This window comes from Gordonia aichiensis (assembly GCF_039946255.1).
Lineage (GTDB): Bacteria > Actinomycetota > Actinomycetes > Mycobacteriales > Mycobacteriaceae > Gordonia > Gordonia aichiensis_A.
Genome location: NZ_JBCDWL010000036.1, coordinates 1 through 1418, shown reverse-complemented (window position 1 = coordinate 1418; position 1418 = coordinate 1). Strand labels below are relative to the sequence as shown.

1 protein-coding gene is annotated in these 1418 nt (G+C 63.8%); it reads left to right on the top strand.

Features of this window, described 5'->3' with window-relative positions; all coding sequences use genetic code 11:
• Positions 1 to 114 precede the first annotated feature (114 nt).
• On the top strand, positions 115 to 1368 hold the full coding sequence (locus AAFO60_RS20765; protein WP_347958144.1) for an IS256 family transposase: 1254 nt from the start codon (positions 115 to 117) through the stop codon (positions 1366 to 1368).
• Positions 1369 to 1418: the final 50 nt, after the last annotated feature.

The window sequence follows — 1418 nt, the reverse complement described above, 5'->3', positions numbered from 1 at the left end:
GGTAGTGCCCCTTAGAGTGGTGTAACCGCGGTGACCAGCTGCTCGGTACGAGAGCGGTCACCGTGTGATCCTTCGAGTCAACCTTCCACAGAATCCTCGAACGGAGTCATCACGATGACCGCACCTCATATTGTCGACCCATCCGGCCTGTTGAGCCAAGCGCTGACCGACGCATCCCCGGACCTGATGCGCGAACTGCTGCAAACCATGATCAACGCACTGCTCTCCGCCGACGCCGACGCCGTCTGCGGCGCCGAATGGGGCCACCGCTCACCGGAGCGAACCAACTCCCGCAACGGATACCGGCACCGACCTCTCGACACCCGCGTCGGCACAGTCGATGTCGCGGTACCGAAACTACGGTCGGGAACCTACTTCCCCGAGTGGCTCCTCGAACGCCGCAAACGAGCAGAATCCGCCCTGATTACCGTCGTCGCCGACTGCTACCTCGCCGGAGTCTCCACCCGCCGCATGGACAAGCTCGTCAAGACCCTGGGCATCGACTCCCTGTCGAAGTCTCAGGTCTCCCGCATGGCCACCGACCTTGACGAACACGTCGCCGCATTCCGCCACCGACGCCTCGACGAGGCCGGCCCCTTCACCTTCGTCACCGCCGACGCCCTGACAATCAAAGTCCGAGAAAACAAGCAGGTCGTCAAGGCCTCGGTCCTGCTGGCCACCGGCGTCAACGGTGACGGTCACCGCGAAGTCCTGGGCATGCAGGTCGCCACCAGCGAATCCAAGGCCTCGTGGAACACCTTCTTTGCCGACCTCGTGGCTCGCGGTCTGGGCGGGGTACGGTTGGTGACCTCCGATGCTCATGCCGGCCTGGTCGAGGCGATCGCGGCGAACCTGCCCGGCGCGGCCTGGCAACGCTGCCGTACCCATTACGCGGCGAACCTCATGGGTGTGTGCCCGAAATCGATGTGGCCGGCAGTCAAGGCGATGCTGCACAGCGTCTACGACCAACCCACAGCAGAAGCGGTGCACGCCCAGTTCGACCGTCTCCTGGAGTACACCGAAGACCGCCTGCCCGAGGTCGCCGACCACCTCGGCGACGCCCGTGAGGACTTGCTCGCTTTCACCGTGTTCCCCGACGATGTATGGCGGCAGATCTGGTCGAACAACCCCACCGAACGACTCAACCGAGAGATCCGACGCCGGACCGACGTCGTCGGGATCTTTCCCAACCGCGATGCCATCGTCCGTCTCATCGGCGCGGTGCTGGCCGAGCAGACAGACGAATGGGCCGAAGGACGTCGGTACCTCGGACTGGAAGTCCTCAACCGCTGCCGCCTCACCCTGAACACCGACACCAGCCCAACGACGGAGGTAGCCACAGACGACCTGATGCAACTTCCCGCCTGATCACCAACGAAGGATCAGAAACGAGTTACACCACTACCAGGGACTTGACC

What these genes read in the sequence shown, in the direction of transcription:
- AAFO60_RS20765 (WP_347958144.1), top strand. Translation starts at nt 115, where the DNA reads ATGACCGCACCTCATATTGTCGACCCATCCGGCCTGTTGAGCCAAGCG.